The organism is Halorubrum sp. DM2, assembly GCF_901686465.1.
Lineage (GTDB): Archaea > Halobacteriota > Halobacteria > Halobacteriales > Haloferacaceae > Halorubrum.
Map to the genome: position 1 here is coordinate 2223362 of NZ_LR594487.1, position 18504 is coordinate 2241865.

Below are 18504 nucleotides of genomic sequence, written 5' to 3' on the forward strand. Positions count from 1 at the left end.
CTCAGTTCCCCGCGGTCTCGACGTCGGTGTCGACCGCGTCGTACCGGTCTGCGACCGACGCGAACGGTTCGCCCTCGCGCAGCGCGGTCAGCTCGTCCGCGAGGTCGGCGACCGGGATCCGGACCTGCGCCGCGGAGTCGCGCTCGCGGAGCGTGACGGTGTCCGGGCCCTCGCCCTCGATCCCGTCGCGGTCGACGGTGACGCAAAAGGGGGTGCCGACCTCGTCCTGTCGGCGGTAGCGGCGGCCGATCGAGCCGGAGTCGTCGTACGCGACCGCCAGCCCGGCCGCCCGGAGGTCGGCCGCGACCTCGTCGGCGAGACCCGTCAGGCGCTCGTCGTTCGTCACCAGCGGGAAGACGGCGGCGTCCTGCGGCGCGACCTCGGGTTTCAGCGAGAGGTACGTCCGCTCCTCGCCGTCGACCTCGTCGGTCTCGTAGGCGTGCGCGAGGACCGTCTGGACGGTCCGGCCGACGCCGAACGACGGCTCGACGACGTGCGGGGTGATGTGCTCGCCGCTCTCGGTCACCTCCTCGACCGCGAAGTTCGCCACGTCGATGTCGACCTCGCAGCGCTCTCCGTTCACGTCAACGGATACGGTCTCGCCGTCGAAGGCGTCCGGGTCGCGCTCGGCGAGCGCTTCGAGCGCCTCGGCGACCGCGGCGGCGTCGCCGCCGAACTCCGGACCGAGGACCGACATGTCGGGGTCGACCGTCGCGCGCTCGACCGTCTTCGGCTCGTCGTAGCGCTTGAAGACGGTGAAGGAGTCGTCGCCGTGTTCGTCGTGTTTCGAGAGGTCGTAGTCGCCGCGGTACGCGAAGCCCGCGATCTCGATCCAGTCGCCGTCGACCTCGCTCTCGGCGTCCCAGCAGTCGGCTGCGTAGTGGGCGCGCTCGCCGGCGAGGTGCTGACGGAACCGGAAGCGATCGGTGTCGACGCCGACACGCTCGTACCACTCCTGCGCGACGCCGAGGTAGTAGCCGACCCACGGGGAGCCGATGACGCCCTCCTCGACCGCCTCACCGACCGTCGTGTCGAGGTAGTCGCCGTCCTCGGCTTCCTGTTCGGTCGCGGGGTAGAGCCGCACTTCCACGTCCCGAACCCGATCCAGCGGCGGCTCGTCCTCCTCGGGGTCGATGAACTGCTCCAGTTCGGCCTGCGTGAACTCCCGGAGGCGAAGCAGGCCGCCGCGCGGCGAGATCTCGTTGCGGTAGGCGGGACCGATCTGGGTGATCCCGAACGGGAGGTTCCCGCGGGCGTACTCCTTCAGCCGCGGGAACTCCACGAAGATCCCCTGTGCGGTCTCCGGCCGGAGGTAGCCCGGCTGCGCGTCGCCCGGACCGATGTCGGTCGCGAACATGAGGTTGAACGCCTCCACCGGCTCGCCGGCGAGCGGCGTGCCGCAGGCGGGGCAGGCGATGTCGTTGTCGGCGATGAGTTCGGCGACCTCCTCGCCGGGCAGCGCCTCGGCGTCTTCGATCTCCGTGACCGCTTCGACGAGGTGGTCGGCGCGGTGGGACTCGCCGCACTCGGGGCACTCGACGAGCATGTCGTCGAACCCCTCCAGGTGGCCGGAGGCCTCGAAGACCGCCTCTGGCATCACCGTCGGGGCCTCGATCTCGCGGTTCCCCTCGCGGATGGTGAACCGGTCGCGCCACGCGTCCTCGACGTTTCGCTTGAGGGCGGCCCCCTGCGGCCCGAACGTGTAGAAGCCGGCCGTGCCGCCGTACGCGCCGTTCGACCCGAAGAAGAACCCCCGACGCTTCGCGAGTTCGGCGAGCGCGTCGGCGGCCATCTACAGCCCCTCCAGCAGGTCGACGTCCCGGACGATGCCGTCCAGATCCGTGCCGGAGACGAGCGGGACCTGCTCGATGTCGTTGCTGATGAGCTCCTGTGCGACCTCCTTGGCCGTCCGCGTGGCGTTGACGGTGACGAGGTCGTCGGTCATGAAGTGGCGGACCGCCTCCGCGGGGATCTCGACGTTCCGGGTCGGGAGGTAGCGCGCGCCGGTCGCTTTGATCCCCTCCCACGACCACTCGGAGTCCTCCTCCGCGATCGAGTCGCCCGTGCTCGCCTCGCCCTCGACGACGCGGGCGACTTCGAGGATGTCGACCTCGGTGAGCATCCCGGCGATCGCGGCCGCGTCGTCGAGGACGACCGCGTACGGGACGCCGGAGAGCGCGATCTCCCGCTCGGCGACCGGCAGCGGCGTCTCGGTGTGTGTCGCGTTGATCTCGCGCGTCGCCAGCTCGCCCACGCGGGTCTCGCCGTCGACCTCGCCGCGGGCGATGGCCCGCACCACGTCGGTGACGGTGAGGATGCCGACGAGCTCGTCGCCGTCGACCACGGGGAGGCGGCGGGACTCCTCGGCGACCATCGTCCGGGCGGCGTCGACGATGTCGTCGTCGGCCGCCGCGGTCGGAACCTCGCGCATCAGCAGCGCGAGCTGGTCTTCGTCCGGCTGGTCGATCAGGTCGTCGCGCGTGACGAGCCCGCGGTACACCTCGTCGCCGTCGACGTCCTTCACGACCGGCACCGACGAGAAGCCGTGGTCCTGAATGTACTCCAGCACGTCGTTCCGGCTCCCGGGAATCTCGACGACGACGAGCTCCGAGCGCGGCGTCATGGCGTCTGCGACGTTCATGCCCGCCTTTCAGCGTGACACCTCTTGTATACTGCGAAGGTGCGCGGAGAGGAGTCGACGACGCGCGGAGGGGTGTCGGTGGTACGCGGAGGTGGAGCGTCGACCTCGGACGCGGCAGCAGGTCGATGAGAAAGCCGACACGTTCGAGCGGATCGTCGCCAGCGCGACGGATATCCGACGGATACGTCGGTGGGCAGTCGCCGGAATCTCCGATTCGACGGCCGATCCTGCCGGGGTTCGTAACTCTTATACGTACTGTGAACAATTCACAACCATGTCACGGAGTTCCACTCCTTGGGACGACCCGGACCCCGACCGCCGCCGGACGGCGCTGCCGACGGACCCGACGCTCGACGCGCCCGACGCGCCGGACGTGATGGCGTCCGTCGACTCCTCGTCGTCGCGACCGGAGCTCGTCATCGCGGACGTCTCGCGGGAGGACGCGTGGGTGTCGGTCGACGAGACCGACGCGACCGTCCTCGAAGAGTGGTGTTGAGCGCGCCCCGACGATAACGCGCCGCCCGCGTTCGTTCCCGTTTCGTTCCTTTTCGCACCCGTTTTCGAGGCGTCGCTCCCGTTCTCGTGTCCGGACTTCGACCTACCGGAGCCCGCGGTCCGCCTCCCAGCCGCGGATCAGCGACCCGACCGTCCGGCAGGTCGGTACCGACACGCCGTGCCGGTCCGCTCGGTCGGTGACCGCGCCGTAGATGGCGTCGACCTCGGTGCGGCGCTCGTTCGTCACGTCCTCGCGCATCGACGACCGGTTGGCGGCGGTGTCGTCGGCGACGCGCTCGACCGCGTCGACCGCCCGTCCGTCTGGCAGATCGATCCCCATCGCGCGGGCGACGCGGGCCGTCTCGCGGGCGGCCTCGCGGGCGACCGCGCCGGCGGGACCGTCGAGCGTCGGGCCGTTCTCCGTCCGCGCGAGCGCCGAGGGACCGTTGATCCCGGCGTTGACCGCGAGCTTCTCGAAGCGGCGCACCGGCATGTCCTCGGCGACGACCGTCTCGATGCCGGCCGCGTCGAAGGTGGCCCCGACCCGGGCGGCCTGCGGGCTGGGACCGCCCGAGAGCGCGCCGACGACGACCTCGCCGATACCGGTACAGGTGACGCGGCCCGGCTCCGCGAACCGGGCTCCGTAGCTCGCGGTGCCGGCGAGGACCGTCGCGTCGAGCGCGGCGACCAGCCGCTCTTCGGTGAGCCCGTTCTGGAGCGAGCAGACCGCCTCGTACTCGCCGGTCGCGAGCGCCCGGGCGGCCGCGTCGGTGTCGTACGCCTTGGTCGTGACTAAGGCGAGGTCGGCGGCGCGGTGCGTCCCGTCGGTGAGCGCGCGCGGCGCGACCCGGACGTCGACCTCGCCGTCGATCCGGAGCCCGTCCTCCCGAATCCGCCGCATGTGCGGGTCGCGCCCGACGAGCGTCACGTCGTGTTCGCGCGCTAACAGCCCGCCCACGAGGCTCCCGAGCGCGCCGGCACCGTAGACGAGCACCTCCATACGCGGTGTATGGGCACGCCCACAGAAAAGGGATGCCGGTGGCGCGCAGCCGAGCGGTCCCGGACCGTCTGTCCCGCCCGACTCAGCCCTTCAGCCCGCTTCCGGTCAGCGGCACGACGACGTCCTCGTCGGGACCGATCTCGCCGCGCTCGCGGAGGGTCCGCAGCGCGGCGGGCGCGACCGCGCAGGTCGGCTCGGTGTAGAAGCCGGCGGCGTGGAGGCGGTCGAGCTCGCGCGTCGCGGTCGCCTCCGTGACCGCGAGCGCGTCGCCGTCGGTCGCGTCGATCGCCGCACGGATCTCCGCCTCGCGCACCGGCTCGGCGATCTGGATCCCGTCGGCCGCCTCGTTGACCGCCCCGGTCGGGTCCGCCGCCTCCGGGCCGTGAAGCGCCCGGACGATCGGCGCGACGCCGGCCGCCTGCGCGCCGTAGAGCCGGGGAACGGCGTCGATCCAGCCGGCCCGTTCGAGCCGTCGGAACCCGCGGTAGACGCCGAGAAAGAGCGTCCCGTGACCGAGCGGCGTCACGACGGCGTCGGGGGCGTCCCAGCCGCGCTGGAGCGCGATTTCGTACGCCGCGGTGGCGGTCCCCTCGAAGAACGCCGGATTCCACGCGTGGCTGGCGTACCACGCGTCGGAACCGTCGTCTGCGAGAGCGGATCCGCCCTCGACCGCGTTCACGCACGCGTCCGTTACGTCCTGCCGGCTCCCCTCGATCCGGACCGCGTCGGCTCCAGCGCGGCGGATCGCGCGGATCTTCGACTCCTTCGCGTCGGCCGGGACGTAGATCTCGGCCCCGATTCCGGCCCGGGCGGCGTAGGTCGCGATCGCGGCACCCGCGTTCCCGGAGGAGTCCTCGACGACGCGCTCGACGCCCAGCTCGCGGGCCCGGGTCAGCGTCGCGGTCGCGCCGCGGTCCTTGAACGAGCCGGTCGGGAAGACGTACTCCAGCTTGAACGACGCGTTCCACGGGTCGGCGTCGCCCTCACCGTCTCGCGAGGGGTCGCGGCTCCCGTCGGCACCTCGCGCGCGGTCGCGCTCCCCGTCGGCGTCGACGAGCGGGGTCATCCCCTCGCCGAGCGTCACCCGATCGCCGGGGTCGTCGCCGACGGCCATCAGGTCGCCGAACGCCCAGAGGCCGTCGCGCGCGTCGAACGACGCGGGGTCGGGCGCGGCCCCCTCCGGGCTGGGCGCGTCGGCGAACGAGAGGGGTGCGCCGCACCGGCAGCGCCACCGGTCGCGGTACGTCTCGCCGCAGTCGGGACAGCGCAGTCGACGGGGAGAACGCGGCTCCCGTTCGGCCGGGTCGGGGGTCCCCATCAGTACTCGTCGACGTTGGTGCCGACCGAGCAGACGTACTCCCCCTGCGCCACCTGCGGGAGCCGGCGCGTGCGCCAGAATATCCCGTCCGCGTCGGCCGTCACGCGGCCCTCCAAGGCCCCGAAGGTGTCGGTCACCTCGAACAGCACGTCGCCGGCGGTGACGCGCTCGCCCAGCTCGCGCTCGAAGCGGACCAGCCCGCCGGCGGGCGAGCCGTACTGGTCGAAGCCGCGGGCGCGCGTCTGCGATTCGAGGGGTGCGTCGCCGTCGAGGAACCCGTAGTGGCGGAGCACGTTGAACACGCCCTCGACGCCGTACTGGATGGACTCCTCGTCCCAGCCGACGCAGCCGCCGAGCTCCGGGTCGATAGTGGGGATACCGTGTTCCGGGCCGGCCCGCGCGAGCTGGCCGTCCGGTCCCTTGATATCGAGGACGTGCCCGCAGCCGAAGACCTTCGCGAGCTCTAGGCAGTCCCCGTGGAGCCGGTGGCGGACGCCGCAGCGCACGCGGCTCTCGTTTATCATCCGGCTCGTCGACCCCTGATGGAGGTCCAAGATGTAGTCGGCGCGGGAGGCGACCTGAAACGTCTCGTGGGCGATCCGCTCGCTCGTCGTCCCGTCCGCGTCGCCCGGGTAGCCGCGGTTCATCTTCCGGTCGTCGACCGGGTTTCGGTGTTCCGCGGCCTGGAACGCGAAGTGGTTCACGATGCCGACGACGAGGACCGACCCGGACAGCTCCGCCGGATCGATCCGCGGAACGACGCGGTTGACGACGCCCAACCCGTTCAGCTCGTCGCCGTCGCTCACCGCCTGAACGTACAGCGTCGGCCCCTCGGCCGCGCCGTTGATCGCGGCGACCGGCAGCCGGACGGGACTCCCGTCCCGCATCTCTCCCACCTCGAGACGGCCCGTGTCCGTCTCGCCCGGAGAGGCGCGGGCCGTTCCCAGCGTTATCATTACGCGAAGGTGGGGCGGGCGGGACTTTATCCGTTCGGTCCGCGGCGATCCGACCGACACAAGCTTTATCGCCGCTATCACACTACGGAGTGGCACGCACCGCCGCGGCGTCGGTCCTCGCGTTCCGATGACCGTCGCGGCGAGTCCCCATGAGCATCGACATCGACCCGCTGCGTGAGACCGACGGCATCACCGTCACGGACCACATCGAGAACACGCAGTTCGAGGTGTACACCGACCGCCCCGTCGACCCGCGCCCCCGCCCGGGGTCTGACCACTACTTCCCCGTGGACGCTAGCGTCGCGGTCGAGACCGGATCGATCGAGATCCCGCGCGTCGCGGTCGTCGAGACGCGGGCCGGCGACGGGACGCTCCTCACGCACGGGGACTGTTACGCGATGCCGGACGGGACGTACCACGTCGGGATCAACCCGGCCCCGACGAAGCTGTACTTCGCCTTCGAGTCCGGGTTCTCCGTCTCGACGACCGACCGGACGACGCGGATCGACCTCGACACGCCCGAGACGGTCGCGCTCGGGTTCCGGTCGCTTCACCAGACCCCCGCGGGGACCATCACCACCCCGACGGACCCGGAGTCGCTGATGGACGCCGTCTCGCTGCTCGGGTCCGCGCTCCAGACGACCAGCCCGGAGCGGTCGTTCCCGACGCTGCGGGGGCATCCGCCGCTCATCGAACCGGGCGAGGAGTTCCGCGTTCCCGAGCGGGTCGAGCCGGTCGACAGCGGGGTCCGGATCGTCGTTCCGCCCGAGTATCGATACCTGTACCCGGTCGTCTCGCTGGCGTACTACTTCGCGGCCGAGGTCGTCCCCGGCGACGCCCCGCGAATCGAGGGCGACGGCTGGACGTACCCGCTCGAACCGGGCTTCGAGGCGCGGACCGCGGAGGTGCTCAGGCAGTCGTTCCACATGGACTGTCTGACCCGTACGGAGGGGTTTTACCCGGTCGACCTCCACGAGCGCGAGACGACCGACCTCGACCTCGACTGGAAGCGGCTGTACGACCTCCCGCTCGCGGAGCGGCTCGGCGAGTACCTCGACGTTCCCTTCGAGGCGGTCGAGCCGGAGCTGCCGCAGTGGACGCTGACGACCGACGTCCGTCCCGACCCCGAGAACGTGGAGATGCTCCCGTTCGTCGCCGGGGAGCTGTCGATCGTCCGCTCGCCCGAGACGGTGACGCCGGCCGACGAGGACGGCGGCATCGGCGTCGGGTTCCTGCGAGCGTCGGCCGACGATGCGCCGGCGGCGAGCGTTCCGCCCGGTCCGAACGGCTCCGACCATCCAGTAAGCGCGGTCGACGAGTTCGGCGGCGGCGAGTTCGTCCGCGGCGGGGCGAGCGCGGAGGCGACCCCGGACGCCGACCCGGTCCCGAACGTCGACCCGGTTCGGGGCGCGGACGCGTCGGCGGACCGCGGCGCGGTGGCGGCCGACGCCGACTTCGTGCGCCCGGAGCCGGTCGACACCGTCGAACACGCGTGGGTCGGCGACGGCGTCCCTCTCGACGCGAACAAGGCCACCCTCGACGCGTACCACCGCCGGCTCGAAGCCGGGCAGGTCGAGCAGTCGCGGATCTCCGTCCTCGTCGTCTGTAACGACGAGCAGATGCGCGAGGAGGGCGACGTCGCCGACCTGTACGGACTCCGCGACATGGTCCAGTTCGACATCGAGGTGCGACACGACCTCGACCGCGGCGAGATGCGCGAGGCGCTCGCGTCCGATGTCGACTTCCTCCACTACATCGGTCACGTCGACGACCGTGGAATGCAGTGCGCCGACAGCTACCTCGATCTGACCGACGAGGACCTCGAAATCGGCGTCAGCGCCTTCTTACTCAACGCCTGTCAGTCGTACCGGCAGGGCGAGGCCCTGGTCCACCGCGGCTCCCGCGGCGGCATCGTCACGCTCTCCGACGTAGCGAACTCGCCCGCGACGAAACTCGGCCGGATCATCGCTCGCCTGATGAACAGCGGGTTCAACCTCCGCACCGCGCTTCACGTCGCGAAACGTGAACTGATCACGGGGCACCAGTACATCGTGGTGGGTGACGGGGCGACGACGATCTGTCAGAGTCGGAGTGGAGGAGCGGTGGTGATAAATGCTAAAAGACAAAATAAACAAGTAAATATATCAACAAATATTTATCCGAATGGTCCGTATGGGGTTGGTACATTAAGCACGCTCAATTTGGAAACAGTCTCTTCAAATTACTACGTACCGGCTGAAATTGAGGCCTTCAACGTCGCAAAGAATGATTTCCAGAATTTTTTGGAATTGGAAACATTACCAATATTTATGAATGAAAGGTTATCTTGGACGGATACTATTTCGTTTAATTAAGGGCCAGGGTTACAAACGGCAGCATTCGCCGCCGCGGGCGCTGCCTGTGTCAACAGCAGCAGTGCGGTGAACAGGACGCCGGCCATTTTCGGGTGCTCTGCCACGTAGTCCGCGACACTTTCGTGCATACAACAGAAGTATCAGGATAAATAAATATCTGAGCTTGTTCTGCGGCAAAACAATAGAGATATTTGAACTATATTAACTATGTATTAAACATCTCTGGCAACTGAGAGTCGTGAGATCGGTCTGACACGAGAGGATCGAAGGGTCGCGAATCGTCGCGAACCCGCTCGTCGGTCCGGCCGAGGACCCCGTTTTTTCACCGCCGAGCGCGGAGGGCGAACCGCCATGACCGACATCGAAGCCGCGATCCGAGAGGCGTTCGAACACACGGAGTACGACCTCGGCGACGTCGCGGTCAACCGTCGACAGGTGCGCGTGCCGGTGATCGAGGAAGGGGCCGACCCCGACGCGCTCCGGGCGGTGATCGAGGAGGCGCTCGGGGCGGACGCCCTCGCGGCCGTGACCGTGACCACGGAGCGCATCGCCGGCGAGGACACCGTCGGCACCGTCGTGTCGTTCCGGTACCGGGACTGACGCCGTTTTCCGGGTCGGAGCCGCCGCTTCGGTCCCGCGCTGCGACGCGGTACGATTAACAGGTCGGTACCCGTACACACGGATCATACGATGACGGCCGAGGAGGGACACGACGGCGCACAGTATCTCGCCGGCTCGCCCGTTCGGGTCGCGATACTCCGGGCGTTACGCGAGGAGCCGCGACGCCCGGCGGCGCTGACCGACGCGGTCGACGCGACGCGAACGACCGTCCAGCGGATCCTCGCGGGATTCCGCGAGCGCGACTGGGTGGTGAAACGCGACGCCGCCTACCGGGTGACGCCGACCGGAGCGCGCGTCCACGACGCCTACGAGGCGCTGCTGACGGAGGTCGAACGCGGGGAGCGCTACGGGCGGTTCGCCGCGGCCGTCGAGCGCGTCGGCGTGGACTTCCCGCCCGCGGGAATCCCCGACAGCGACCTCTCCGTCGCGTCCGACCGGAACCCGCTTGCGGCCGTCGACCGGCTCACGGAACTGCTCCGCGAGAGTCACGGTGCCGACATCCGGGCGGTCTCTCCGGTCGTCATCCAGCAGTTCAACGACGCCGCCGCCGCGGCGCTGGACGACGGCGCGAGCGTCGAACTGATCATCGACCGCGACGTGGTCGACACCTCGGTCGCGGAGTTCGGACCGGCGACCGACCGCGCGTTGGACGACGACGACGCCGAGGTGTACGTGAGCGCGGAGCCGGTCGAGTACGGGCTCTTCCGGTACAGCGAGGTCGCCTGCGTGACCGCGTACGACGAGCGGAACAACCCGCGGTGCGTACTCGAATCGACCGACGAGACGGTCGTCGGCTGGGTCGACGACGCGTTCGCGTCGCTCCGAGACGACGCGACGCGCCTCTCCTCGGTGGTCGAGCGCGCCTGAGAGGGACGAGCCGGCCGCTACGCGTCGTCGCTCGCGGTCTCGTCGCCCGTCGCGTCGTCCGTGGCGGAACCGTCCGGGTCGAAGTTCGCGGGGACGACCGTCGGATGGTCGATGGCGATGGAAGGCGTTGTGGCGCTCATGGGTACAGTCGGTGGTAGACGACCGATACCCTAAAAATTACCCATAGGCATAACGTATCCGCCCGCCGGCTCGGGATGCGCTTCGGTTATTCTGCGTTTCCGCCCGCGACCTGGAACGTCTCGAAGGTCTCACCCGCCGGCGTCACCAGCCGCCCGTCCAAGCTCCCCGCCTCGTCGTCCGATGGGGTGAGTTCCGCGTGCGCCGGGCGGTTGCCGCGCGGCTGCGCGTGGCTTCCCGGATTCAGTATCGGTAGCCCGCCGGAGTCGTCGAACCGGGGGCGATGGCTGTGGCCGCAGATCACGGCGTCCGCGTCGCGGCCCCGACCGAGCATGACGAGGCCCGTGTCGCCGCTGCGGTGTCGGTGCGTGACCGCGAAGCGGACCCCGGCGTACTCGACGGTCCGCACCTCGGGGACGCGGTCGCGGATCGCCGCGTCGTCGTTGTTGCCGTAGACGGCCCGGAGGCTGCCGGCGGCCGACTGAAAGGCGTCGAACACCGGTTCTCGGTAGAAGTCGCCCGCGTGGATCACGAGGTCGGCCTCGCGGACCGCCTCCGCGGTCCGACCCTGAAGCTTCGACTCCTCGCGGGCGTGCGTGTCAGAGACGACGACGAGCATAGCGACGGTCGACGCCGACGGGATTTAACTACTACCCGTTGCGGTGGCGCGCGCCTCCGAGCGCCTTTTTAAAGGCGCGAGGAGCGCCGCGCGATGGAGTCGGTCGCCGAAGCGAAGCGACGGCGACCGACGAGGCTGGGTAGGTGTGAGGTGCGGGGCGGTGCTGTGCGAGGTGGGACTCGAAGGGGCAGCCGCGAGGACGACGCAGGCGACGGAAGCACCGCAACGAGGGAGCGATAGCGAGCGAGTGAGGAGCGCACCGAGCGTGCGTCGTCCTCGCGGCTGGGGCTTCGGCGGTCTCAGTCATCAAGTCGGTTCCGTAGTATCGAGCGGCTGGGGCTTCGGCAGCACCCTCACCTGTATTCGACACTACCAGAACACGAAAGAACTCGACGTACCGTCCGCGAACCGCGCCACTACTCCTCGTCTAAGGATAGCGCGGCCAGAAGCGACTCCAACTGGACCTGCTCGTTCGCGCCCTCGGCGATCCGGTAGTCGGCCTCGCCGATGCGCTCCATCAGCCGCACCGCCTCGCGCTCGCTCAATTCGAACTCCCAGACGGAGCGGTGGAGCTGGTCGATCACGTCGCCGCCGGCCATCCCCGTCTCCGTGAGCAGCGTGTCGAGGGTCGACCGCGCCCGCGCGAAGTCGCCGTTCAGCGCGTCGGTCACCATCGATTCGATCTCCTCCGGACGCGCCGTCGCCGTGATCGCGTACACCGCCTCCTCGTCGACGATGTCGCCGGTCGTCGCCGCGGCCTGAAGGGAGTTGATCGCGCGGCGCATGTCGCCGTCGGCCGCGTACACGAGGGCGTCGACGCCCGCGTCGGTCACCTCGATCTCCTCCGCCGCCGCGATCTCGCGGACCATCCCGCCGACCGCCTCGTCCGAGAGCGGCGAGAACCGGAAGACGGCACAGCGGGACTGGATCGGGTCGATGATCTTCGACGAGTAGTTACACGAGAGGATGAACCGCGTGTTGTCGGAGAACTGCTCCATCGTCCGGCGGAGCGCTGACTGTGCGTCATCAGTGAGGCTGTCGGCCTCGTCGAGGAACACGATCCGGAAGTCGCCGCCGAACGACGAGCGCGCGAACCCCTTGATCCGGTCGCGGACCACGTCGATTCCGCGTTGGTCAGAGGCGTTGAGTTCGAGGAAGTTCCCGCGCCAGTTGTCCTCGCCGTAGATTTCGCGGGCGATGGCGGTGGCTGCGGTGGTTTTTCCGATGCCTGCTGGGCCTGAAAATAATAGGTGGGGGACGTCGTCCTGCGCGATGTAGCTCTGGAGTCGCTCGACGATCTCCTCCTGTCCGTGGATGTCGTCGAGCGTCTGCGGCCGGTACTTCTCGATCCAGATCTCCCGGCCGGTGGCGGTCGCGGCCGTCTGCTCGTCGCCCTCGCTCATTGCCGGATCCGAGGGTCGGCGGGGTGATAAACGAACCGAGAACGGGGCGTGGTCGGGTTGGTCCCCGAGCCGCCTCAAGTGAACTTCTCGATCAGGCGAACCCGTCGATCAGGCGAACCTGCCGCTCAGGCGAACTCGTCGATCAGCGCGGGCACCACGTCGAAGAGGTCGCCGACGATCCCGTAGTCGGCGATGTCGAAAATGGGCGCGTTCGGGTCGGTGTTGATCGCGATTATCGTGTCCGATCCCTTCATGCCGGCGACGTGTTGGACCGCGCCGGAGATGCCGATCGCGAGGTACACGTCCGGCGTGACGACCTTCCCCGACTGGCCGACCTGCCGGTTCTTCGGCAGCCAGCCGTTGTCGACGATCGGTCGGGAGGCCGACAGCGTCGCCCCGAGCGCCTCCGCGAGCTCCTCAACCAGCTCCAAGTTCTCCTCCTCTTCGATGCCGCGACCGACGGACACGAGCACGTCGGCGTCCGCGATGTCGACGTCGCCCCCGCCGACCTCCTCGAACCCCGTGACGCGGGCTCCCGACTCTGGGAAGTCGATCTCGGCCGTCTCGACGGTCGCGTCGCCGACCCCCTCCGCGGGCGGCCACTCGCCGCCGCGGACCGTGAGCACGAACCGGTCGCCGGCGACGTCGACGGTCGTCTCGACCTTCGAGCCGTACATCTCGCGGGTGACGGTGAGTCCGTCCTCGTAGTCGATCCCGACCGCGTCGGTCACGAGCGTGACGCCGAGATCCTCGGCGAGCGCGGGCGCGTAGTCGAGCCCGTTGACGGAGTTCGGCAGCACCACCGCGCCGGCGTCGAGCCGGTCGGCGAGCTCCGCGGCCGCCGTCTGGTAGGCGTTGTGGTCGAACTCCTCGCCGTCGTCGACGGCGTGGACCGCGTCGACGCCCTCGCGGTTCAGGTCCGCCGCGAACGCGTCGACGTCGCCGCCGATCACGGCCACGTGGAGGTCGCTCCCGCGCTCGTCCGCGAGCGCTCTCCCGGCGGTGATCGCCTCGTACGAGACGTCCCGCAGGTCTCCGCGACGGTGTTCGGCGACGACGAGCACGCTCATCACGCGCCCACCCCCTTCTCCCGCAGGACCTCCGCAAGGCGGCCCGCGGACTCCCCCGCGTCGCCCTCGATGATCTCCGCGTCAGACTCGCTTTCCGGTTCGTACATCTCGGTGATCGTCAGCGCGCTCTCGACGTCGGCGGCGGTCAGACCGAGATCGGCCAGATCCTTCGCGGCGATCTCCTTGCGCTGCGCCTGTCGTATCCCGCGGAGGCTGGCGTACCGCGGCTCGTTGAGTCCGGTCTGGACCGTCAACACCGCCGGGAGGTCGACGTCGGTCAGCTCCTCGACGCCGCCCTCCAGCTCGCGGTGGACGTGCGCGACGCCCGCGTCCGCGTCGACGTCGAGGTGGTTGACGACCGCGGCGTGCTCGAAGCCGATCCGCTCGGCGAGCGCGACGCCGGTCGCGCCGAACCCGGTGTCGGCCGCCTGAACGCCGCCGAGGATCAGGTCCGGCTCCTCTTCCGCGACGACGGCCTCGAACAGGTCGACCTTCGAGGCGACGTCCGGGAACGAGCCCTCCAGCGCGTCGTCCCAGACCCGGACCGCCCGGTCCGCGCCCTTCGCGAGCGCCATCCGGATCGTCTCCTCGGCGCGCTCCGGGCCGACGGTGACGGCGACGACCTCGTCCGCGATCCCGCTCTCGGCCAACTGGACGGCGGCCTCGACGGCGTAGTCGTCCCACTCGTTGAGGTCGTATTCGAGGTCGGACTCGGCGATGTCGGTCCCCTCGATCGCGAAGTCGTCGTCAGCCTCCGCGACCTCCTTGACGGTCACCAGAACCTTCATGATCGATACTGCGGCGCTCGCCCTGTAATGGTTTTCGGAACGGTCGACGGCGGACAATCGGTTTTCGTCGCGGTCGGTCGGACTCCAGTCTCCGGTCGGGCCGCTCAGTCGTCGACGCGTTCGGCCTCGTCACCGCCCTCGCTGTCCTCGCCGTCCGGCAGCGAGATGAGGTTCTCGCGGCCCAGCCGGAGCTTCTCGACGCGGCCCTCGTCGGCCATCGCCGACAGCAACTGCGACACCTTCGCGTCCGACCACCCGGTCTCGGCGACGATGTCGGCCTGCCGCATCCGACCGCCGTTCTCGTCGAGGAGCCGCTCGACGCGCTCCTCGTCCGACAGCAGCGAGAGGTCCGTCCCGTCCTCGCTCCCGTCGGTATCGGCGGATCCCCCGGCGTCCGTCTCGGGTCCGCCGCCCCCGTTCGGACCGGTGACGGGACCTCGGGCCTCCGCTCTCGCCTCCCGTTCGTCGCCGTTCGCGACCGGTTCGCCGGCTTCGGCCTCCGCGGCGTTGATCCGGCGGTATCCCACGACGCTCCCGGCGACGAGGGTCGCCGCGAGCAGGATCGCGGCCACAACCATCTCCCACGGCGGCGACCCTGCGGGCCCGTAGACGATCGCCACCGGCTCGCCCCCGTCGAACGTCTGGGGGCCTTCGATGATCACGTCGCCGTCGGAGAGCCGTGTCACGGCCGTGCTCGGCGTTCCGGTGACGGTGTATCCCTCGGGCGTCGCCACCTCCAGCGTCTGGCTCGATTCGAGGCTGCGCAGCCACGTCTCGTTGCCCGGCGTCGTCAACGCGTCGCCGAGGACGAGGTTCTCGCCGTCCTGCGCGAGAAACGCCGTCCACGTGAACGTCAGCCGCAGTTCGCCGACCGCGACCGCCTCCTCGGTCGCGACGTCGAACTCTTCCGGGTCCTCGTGGACGACGACCTTGCGGTCGACGTCCCCGATCGACATCGACCGGCCGACGTTGCGGTTCGCCTCGCGACGGAACCCCTCGAACAGGTCGGCGCTCGGGCCGATATCGCCGTCCCGGAACCGATCGCCGGCGGTCTCGAACGCGGCCGTCTCGTTTCCGTCCGCCAGCGAGTACCGCACGGCGACGGTCCAGTCGGCGCTGCGGTCGGGGTTCAACTCGAGGCGGATCCGCGTCGCCGAGGGCGACGTGATGGCGTCGTCGGTCTGCTGTCGAAGCGCCGTCGCCCGGCGCTCGACGGAGAGCGACCCCGCGGAACGCGGCGCGTCGTCGCCGACGGCGGCGCTCGGCGGGGCTTCGGCCGCGTCGAGGGTGGAAGGGACAGTGACCGCGCCGCCGACCGCAGCGCCGGCGCTCGCGATCAACGCGAGCGCGACGGCCGCGACCAGAAGCGCGCGAAGAGCGGGGTTCCGCATACGTCTCCGCTCACTCGCGCACCGGGCAAAACGCTTTCCATACGCTGTTTTTTGACAGGAATCTTGTCGGACCCCCTCCCCGCGTTCGCCGACGCGGTCGATCCGGTCGCCGTCCCCGGTTCGGTCCATCCCGGCGGACCGTCCGGACGACCGGTCGCAGTAGGTGGATTTTTTGTGTCACGGGGTGAACCGACCGATGATGAGAGCCCTCCTCACCGCCGCCGTCGCGATCCTGCTGCTCGCGGGGCCGGTCGCCACCGTCGCCGCGCCGGGCTCGGCCCCGTCGTCCGGCGGTTCGGCCGTTCCACCCGGTTTGGGCGCTGTCGCCGACTCGCCCGCTCTTGCCGGTTCTGACGCTGTCGCCAGTTCGTCGTCGCCCGTCACCGAGCAGACGTCGACGCCGCAGGTCGACCGAGCGAACCTCACGTTCCGCACCCTGTCGACGCCGGCGGGTGCGGAGACGCGCGTCAGCACGTACGCGCGCGGTCCCGACCTCGGTTCGTCGCTCGGGTTCGTGACCGCGGACACCGACGCCGCGGTGGAGACCGCGGCCGTCGTTCGTCGGATCGAAGGCGCTGAATCGACCGTCGAGCGGCAACAGCACATCCTCGCGGAGATCAACCGGATCGAGCGCGCGGAGGTCGCACTCGAAAGTCGGCAGGCGAACGCCTTCGCCGCGCACGCGGCCGGGGAGGTGTCCGACCGCGAACTGGTCGACGAACTCGTCCGCGTGGCCGCGATCGCCCGCGAGTACGACGAGCGGCTCGACGAGATCGACGCGCTCGCCGAGGCGACGGACGGCTTCAGCTCGCCGAGTCGGCTCGACGAGCTTCAGGTGGCGCTACAGGTGTACGAGGGCCCCGTCCGCGAGCAGGCGCTCGCGACCGCCAGAGGGCAGTCGCCCCCGACCGACATGTGCGTCGCGTCGAGTCAGGGAGCGGTCGTGCTCGCGACCGTCGTCGACGGCGAGTACGTCCGCGAGGTCTTTCGGACGGACCGCTGGGACCGCGGCGGCGGCCCCATCTCGAACGATCTGGCGATCGAAGTGACCGAGGCCGCGTACCCCGAGACGACGGCGCTCCGCGAGCCGGACGCGTTCGGCGCAGGCGCGGTCCAGCGGATCACGATCCCCCACGAGTTCGGCACCCTCCGCACCTTCGTCAGCGGCGGGACAGAGCGGGTGTTCGTCGAACACCAACGGATCGACCTGGCCGCGTTCCCCGACAGTGAGTCGGTCTCGGAGAGCGGCGACGGGTTCAACGTCACCGTCGAGCGGACCTACCCCGGCGGCCCGGTGACCGTCACCGTCCTCGACGACGAGACGGACGAGCCCGTCTCTAACGTCACCGTCACCAAGTCCATCGGCGACGGCGACAGTCAGGCCATCGGCACGACGAACGCGGCCGGCGTCGTCCGGACGCTCTCCCCGTCCGAGACGTACCGCATCACGGTCGTCGACGAACCCCGCGTCGTCGTCGTCGGCGACATCGACCCGCTCCCGACGCCGAGACCGATCGGCGACGAGTGAGTGGCCTCCAGAACTGAGTCTTCCCCGGCGTGCGACTCCTTATGTACGAACCCGCGCCACCACCGCCGTGTCACCAGTCGTTCGTCGCGACGGTCGCGGAATCGCCCCCGTCGCGGGCGTGCTGCTGATCGCGATCACGGTCGTGCTGGCCGGCGGCGTCGCGACCGCGGCGCTCGACGCGCCGAGCGACCCGGCACCGTCGGCGGTGCTGTCGCTGTCGGCGACCGACGACCGCGTCTCGATCTATCACCGCGGCGGCGATCCGATCGACGTCGCGGCCGCGACCCTCCGCGTCCGCGTCGACGGCGAACCGCTCGACGAACAGCCGCCGGTCCCGTTCTTCTCCGCGACCGGCTTCCACCCCGGACCGACCGGCCCGTTCAACGCCGCCAGCGACGACACGTGGCGGACCGGCGACACGGCGACGTTCCGCGTCGCCGGGACCAACGACCCGACGCTCGAACCGGGCCGGACGGTGACCGTCGAGGTTACGGTCAACGGGCAGCCGGTCGCGTCGCTGGAAACGGTCGTCGAGTCGGGGTGAGAACGTGGCCGCGATGGAATCGACGATTCAGTTGGTGGCGTCCGTCTCGTCGCCGCCCGGGACCCGAGCGACGGTCGTGATCGCTCGCGGGCTCTGCGGAGTGGCCTGCTGGATGTGGTGTTCGAACTCCTCGTAGCCCGCCTCGCCGAACATCCGATCGGCCTCGTCGGCGTCGTAAAACAGCATGATCGCGTCGGCGACCCGCTGGAGGACCGGGTTGTGCGGGTAGTCTGGACCGACGACGAGCACCTGTCCGCCGGGCTTGGCCACCCGTCGGAGCTCTCGGAGCCCCTCGACGGGGTTCGGCCAGTACTCGATCGATCCGGACGACCAGACCACGTCGAAGGCGTCGTCGCGGAACGGGAGCCGTTCGGCGTCGCCGCGGTAGAAGTTCACGCGGTCGTGTTTCCCGAACTTCTCGAACGCCTTCTCCATCTGGTGGATGCTCTGGTCGAGGCCGTGGACGTCGTCGGCGTGTTCGAGCAGCCCTTCGGTGCCGAACCCGGTGCCGCAGCCGACGTCGAGGACTTTCGGGTCGTCGCCGAACTCCAGCCACGAGAGCGCTTCCGCGCGCATCTCCTCGTTCCAGTTGAAGCTGTTAATCCGGTCGTACACCTTCGAGAGATACTTGTAGAAGAGCCGGGCGTTCGACTTGTCCTCGAGGATCCCCATTTACCGATTCCTTGGGCCGCCCGCCCCATAACGACACGGATCCGCGGGCGATTTCGGCCCTCTCGTCGCCCCGCTTTCGTCCGGCTTTTGCGCCTCCCG

The 18504-nt window shown here is 69.7% G+C and carries 18 protein-coding genes; 6 read left to right on the forward strand and 12 right to left on the reverse strand.

The window, feature by feature from the left end:
- Nucleotide 1: 1 nt before the first annotated feature.
- Nucleotides 2-1792 (reverse strand): glycine--tRNA ligase, encoded by a 1791-nt coding sequence (gene glyS / locus QOL69_RS11230; protein WP_283403229.1) that lies wholly within the window; start codon nt 1790-1792, stop codon nt 2-4.
- A complete protein-coding gene (locus QOL69_RS11235) occupies nt 1793-2641 on the reverse strand; it encodes a CBS domain-containing protein (protein WP_283403230.1) in 849 nt (282 codons plus the stop codon). It abuts the gene before it with no gap.
- Nucleotides 2642-2915: 274 nt separating this feature from the next.
- Between QOL69_RS11235 and QOL69_RS11240 the strand changes: the two genes are divergently transcribed.
- Complete coding sequence (locus tag QOL69_RS11240; RefSeq protein WP_283403231.1) at nt 2916-3137, forward strand: DUF7556 family protein; 222 nt, start codon at nt 2916-2918, stop codon at nt 3135-3137.
- Nucleotides 3138-3239: 102 nt separating this feature from the next.
- Here the strand turns inward: QOL69_RS11240 and QOL69_RS11245 are convergent, their stop codons facing one another.
- From QOL69_RS11245 to QOL69_RS11255, 3 genes are all read right to left on the reverse strand, one after another.
- Nucleotides 3240-4136, reverse strand: a complete 897-nt coding sequence (locus tag QOL69_RS11245; RefSeq protein ID WP_283403232.1) for a ketopantoate reductase family protein — start codon at nt 4134-4136, stop codon at nt 3240-3242.
- Nucleotides 4137-4218: 82 nt separating this feature from the next.
- Nucleotides 4219-5454, reverse strand: a complete 1236-nt coding sequence (locus QOL69_RS11250; RefSeq protein WP_283403233.1) for a pyridoxal-phosphate dependent enzyme — start codon at nt 5452-5454, stop codon at nt 4219-4221.
- On the reverse strand, nt 5454-6410 hold the full coding sequence (locus tag QOL69_RS11255) for a succinylglutamate desuccinylase/aspartoacylase family protein (RefSeq protein ID WP_283403234.1): 957 nt from the start codon (nt 6408-6410) through the stop codon (nt 5454-5456). Before QOL69_RS11255 ends, QOL69_RS11250 begins: the two co-directional genes overlap by 1 nt.
- A 149-nt stretch (nt 6411-6559) precedes the next feature.
- Between QOL69_RS11255 and QOL69_RS11260 the strand changes: the two genes are divergently transcribed.
- The 3 genes from QOL69_RS11260 to QOL69_RS11270 all read left to right on the forward strand — a co-directional run bounded on the left by QOL69_RS11260 (nt 6560) and on the right by QOL69_RS11270 (nt 10252).
- Nucleotides 6560-8764, forward strand: coding sequence for a caspase family protein (locus QOL69_RS11260; protein ID WP_283403235.1), 2205 nt, complete (start codon nt 6560-6562; stop codon nt 8762-8764).
- A gap of 351 nt (nt 8765-9115) precedes the next feature.
- Nucleotides 9116-9364, forward strand: coding sequence for a hypothetical protein (locus QOL69_RS11265; RefSeq protein ID WP_048076968.1), 249 nt, complete (start codon nt 9116-9118; stop codon nt 9362-9364).
- A 90-nt stretch (nt 9365-9454) separates the two neighbouring features.
- Nucleotides 9455-10252 (forward strand): helix-turn-helix transcriptional regulator, encoded by a 798-nt coding sequence (locus QOL69_RS11270; RefSeq protein ID WP_283403236.1) that lies wholly within the window; start codon nt 9455-9457, stop codon nt 10250-10252.
- 17 nt (nt 10253-10269) lie between these two features.
- Here QOL69_RS11270 and QOL69_RS11275 read toward each other — a convergent pair whose 3' ends face one another.
- The 6 genes from QOL69_RS11275 to QOL69_RS11300 all read right to left on the reverse strand — a co-directional run bounded on the left by QOL69_RS11275 (nt 10270) and on the right by QOL69_RS11300 (nt 15661).
- Nucleotides 10270-10392 (reverse strand): hypothetical protein, encoded by a 123-nt coding sequence (locus QOL69_RS11275; protein ID WP_283403237.1) that lies wholly within the window; start codon nt 10390-10392, stop codon nt 10270-10272.
- 86 nt (nt 10393-10478) lie between these two features.
- On the reverse strand, nt 10479-11009 hold the full coding sequence (locus QOL69_RS11280) for a metallophosphoesterase (RefSeq protein WP_283403238.1): 531 nt from the start codon (nt 11007-11009) through the stop codon (nt 10479-10481).
- 416 nt (nt 11010-11425) lie between these two features.
- Nucleotides 11426-12412, reverse strand: a complete 987-nt coding sequence (locus tag QOL69_RS11285; RefSeq protein WP_283403239.1) for a replication factor C small subunit — start codon at nt 12410-12412, stop codon at nt 11426-11428.
- A gap of 125 nt (nt 12413-12537) precedes the next feature.
- A complete protein-coding gene (locus QOL69_RS11290) occupies nt 12538-13485 on the reverse strand; it encodes an electron transfer flavoprotein subunit alpha/FixB family protein (protein ID WP_283403240.1) in 948 nt (315 codons plus the stop codon).
- Nucleotides 13482-14270 (reverse strand): electron transfer flavoprotein subunit beta/FixA family protein, encoded by a 789-nt coding sequence (locus QOL69_RS11295; RefSeq protein ID WP_283403241.1) that lies wholly within the window; start codon nt 14268-14270, stop codon nt 13482-13484. Before QOL69_RS11295 ends, QOL69_RS11290 begins: the two co-directional genes overlap by 4 nt.
- A 104-nt stretch (nt 14271-14374) precedes the next feature.
- Nucleotides 14375-15661 carry a helix-turn-helix transcriptional regulator gene (locus QOL69_RS11300; RefSeq protein WP_283403242.1) on the reverse strand — a complete coding sequence of 429 codons (1287 nt, stop codon included), beginning with the start codon at nt 15659-15661 and terminating at the stop codon, nt 14375-14377.
- Between the two features lie 199 nt (nt 15662-15860).
- Between QOL69_RS11300 and QOL69_RS11305 the strand changes: the two genes are divergently transcribed.
- On the forward strand, nt 15861-17189 hold the full coding sequence (locus tag QOL69_RS11305) for a DUF7094 domain-containing protein (RefSeq protein WP_283403243.1): 1329 nt from the start codon (nt 15861-15863) through the stop codon (nt 17187-17189).
- Nucleotides 17190-17289: 100 nt separating this feature from the next.
- The gene (locus tag QOL69_RS11310; RefSeq protein WP_283404239.1) at nt 17290-17733 is read left to right on the forward strand and encodes a type IV pilin N-terminal domain-containing protein; all 444 of its coding nucleotides are present in this window, start codon (nt 17290-17292) and stop codon (nt 17731-17733) included.
- A gap of 27 nt (nt 17734-17760) precedes the next feature.
- Here the strand turns inward: QOL69_RS11310 and QOL69_RS11315 are convergent, their stop codons facing one another.
- Entirely contained in the window at nt 17761-18405 is a 645-nt protein-coding gene (locus QOL69_RS11315; RefSeq protein WP_283403244.1) for a methyltransferase domain-containing protein, read from the reverse strand.
- Between the last annotated feature and the right edge of the window lie 99 nt (nt 18406-18504).

What these genes read in the sequence shown, in the direction of transcription:
- glyS (WP_283403229.1), bottom strand. Translation starts at nt 1,792, where the DNA reads ATGGCCGCCGACGCGCTCGCCGAACTCGCGAAGCGTCGGGGGTTCTTC.
- QOL69_RS11235 (WP_283403230.1), bottom strand. Translation starts at nt 2,641, where the DNA reads ATGAACGTCGCAGACGCCATGACGCCGCGCTCGGAGCTCGTCGTCGTC.
- QOL69_RS11240 (WP_283403231.1), top strand. Translation starts at nt 2,916, where the DNA reads ATGTCACGGAGTTCCACTCCTTGGGACGACCCGGACCCCGACCGCCGC.
- QOL69_RS11245 (WP_283403232.1), bottom strand. Translation starts at nt 4,136, where the DNA reads ATGGAGGTGCTCGTCTACGGTGCCGGCGCGCTCGGGAGCCTCGTGGGC.
- QOL69_RS11250 (WP_283403233.1), bottom strand. Translation starts at nt 5,454, where the DNA reads ATGGGGACCCCCGACCCGGCCGAACGGGAGCCGCGTTCTCCCCGTCGA.
- QOL69_RS11255 (WP_283403234.1), bottom strand. Translation starts at nt 6,410, where the DNA reads ATGATAACGCTGGGAACGGCCCGCGCCTCTCCGGGCGAGACGGACACG.
- QOL69_RS11260 (WP_283403235.1), top strand. Translation starts at nt 6,560, where the DNA reads ATGAGCATCGACATCGACCCGCTGCGTGAGACCGACGGCATCACCGTC.
- QOL69_RS11265 (WP_048076968.1), top strand. Translation starts at nt 9,116, where the DNA reads ATGACCGACATCGAAGCCGCGATCCGAGAGGCGTTCGAACACACGGAG.
- QOL69_RS11270 (WP_283403236.1), top strand. Translation starts at nt 9,455, where the DNA reads ATGACGGCCGAGGAGGGACACGACGGCGCACAGTATCTCGCCGGCTCG.
- QOL69_RS11275 (WP_283403237.1), bottom strand. Translation starts at nt 10,392, where the DNA reads ATGAGCGCCACAACGCCTTCCATCGCCATCGACCATCCGACGGTCGTC.
- QOL69_RS11280 (WP_283403238.1), bottom strand. Translation starts at nt 11,009, where the DNA reads ATGCTCGTCGTCGTCTCTGACACGCACGCCCGCGAGGAGTCGAAGCTT.
- QOL69_RS11285 (WP_283403239.1), bottom strand. Translation starts at nt 12,412, where the DNA reads ATGAGCGAGGGCGACGAGCAGACGGCCGCGACCGCCACCGGCCGGGAG.
- QOL69_RS11295 (WP_283403241.1), bottom strand. Translation starts at nt 14,270, where the DNA reads ATGAAGGTTCTGGTGACCGTCAAGGAGGTCGCGGAGGCTGACGACGAC.
- QOL69_RS11300 (WP_283403242.1), bottom strand. Translation starts at nt 15,661, where the DNA reads ATGCGGAACCCCGCTCTTCGCGCGCTTCTGGTCGCGGCCGTCGCGCTC.
- QOL69_RS11305 (WP_283403243.1), top strand. Translation starts at nt 15,861, where the DNA reads ATGAGAGCCCTCCTCACCGCCGCCGTCGCGATCCTGCTGCTCGCGGGG.
- QOL69_RS11315 (WP_283403244.1), bottom strand. Translation starts at nt 18,405, where the DNA reads ATGGGGATCCTCGAGGACAAGTCGAACGCCCGGCTCTTCTACAAGTAT.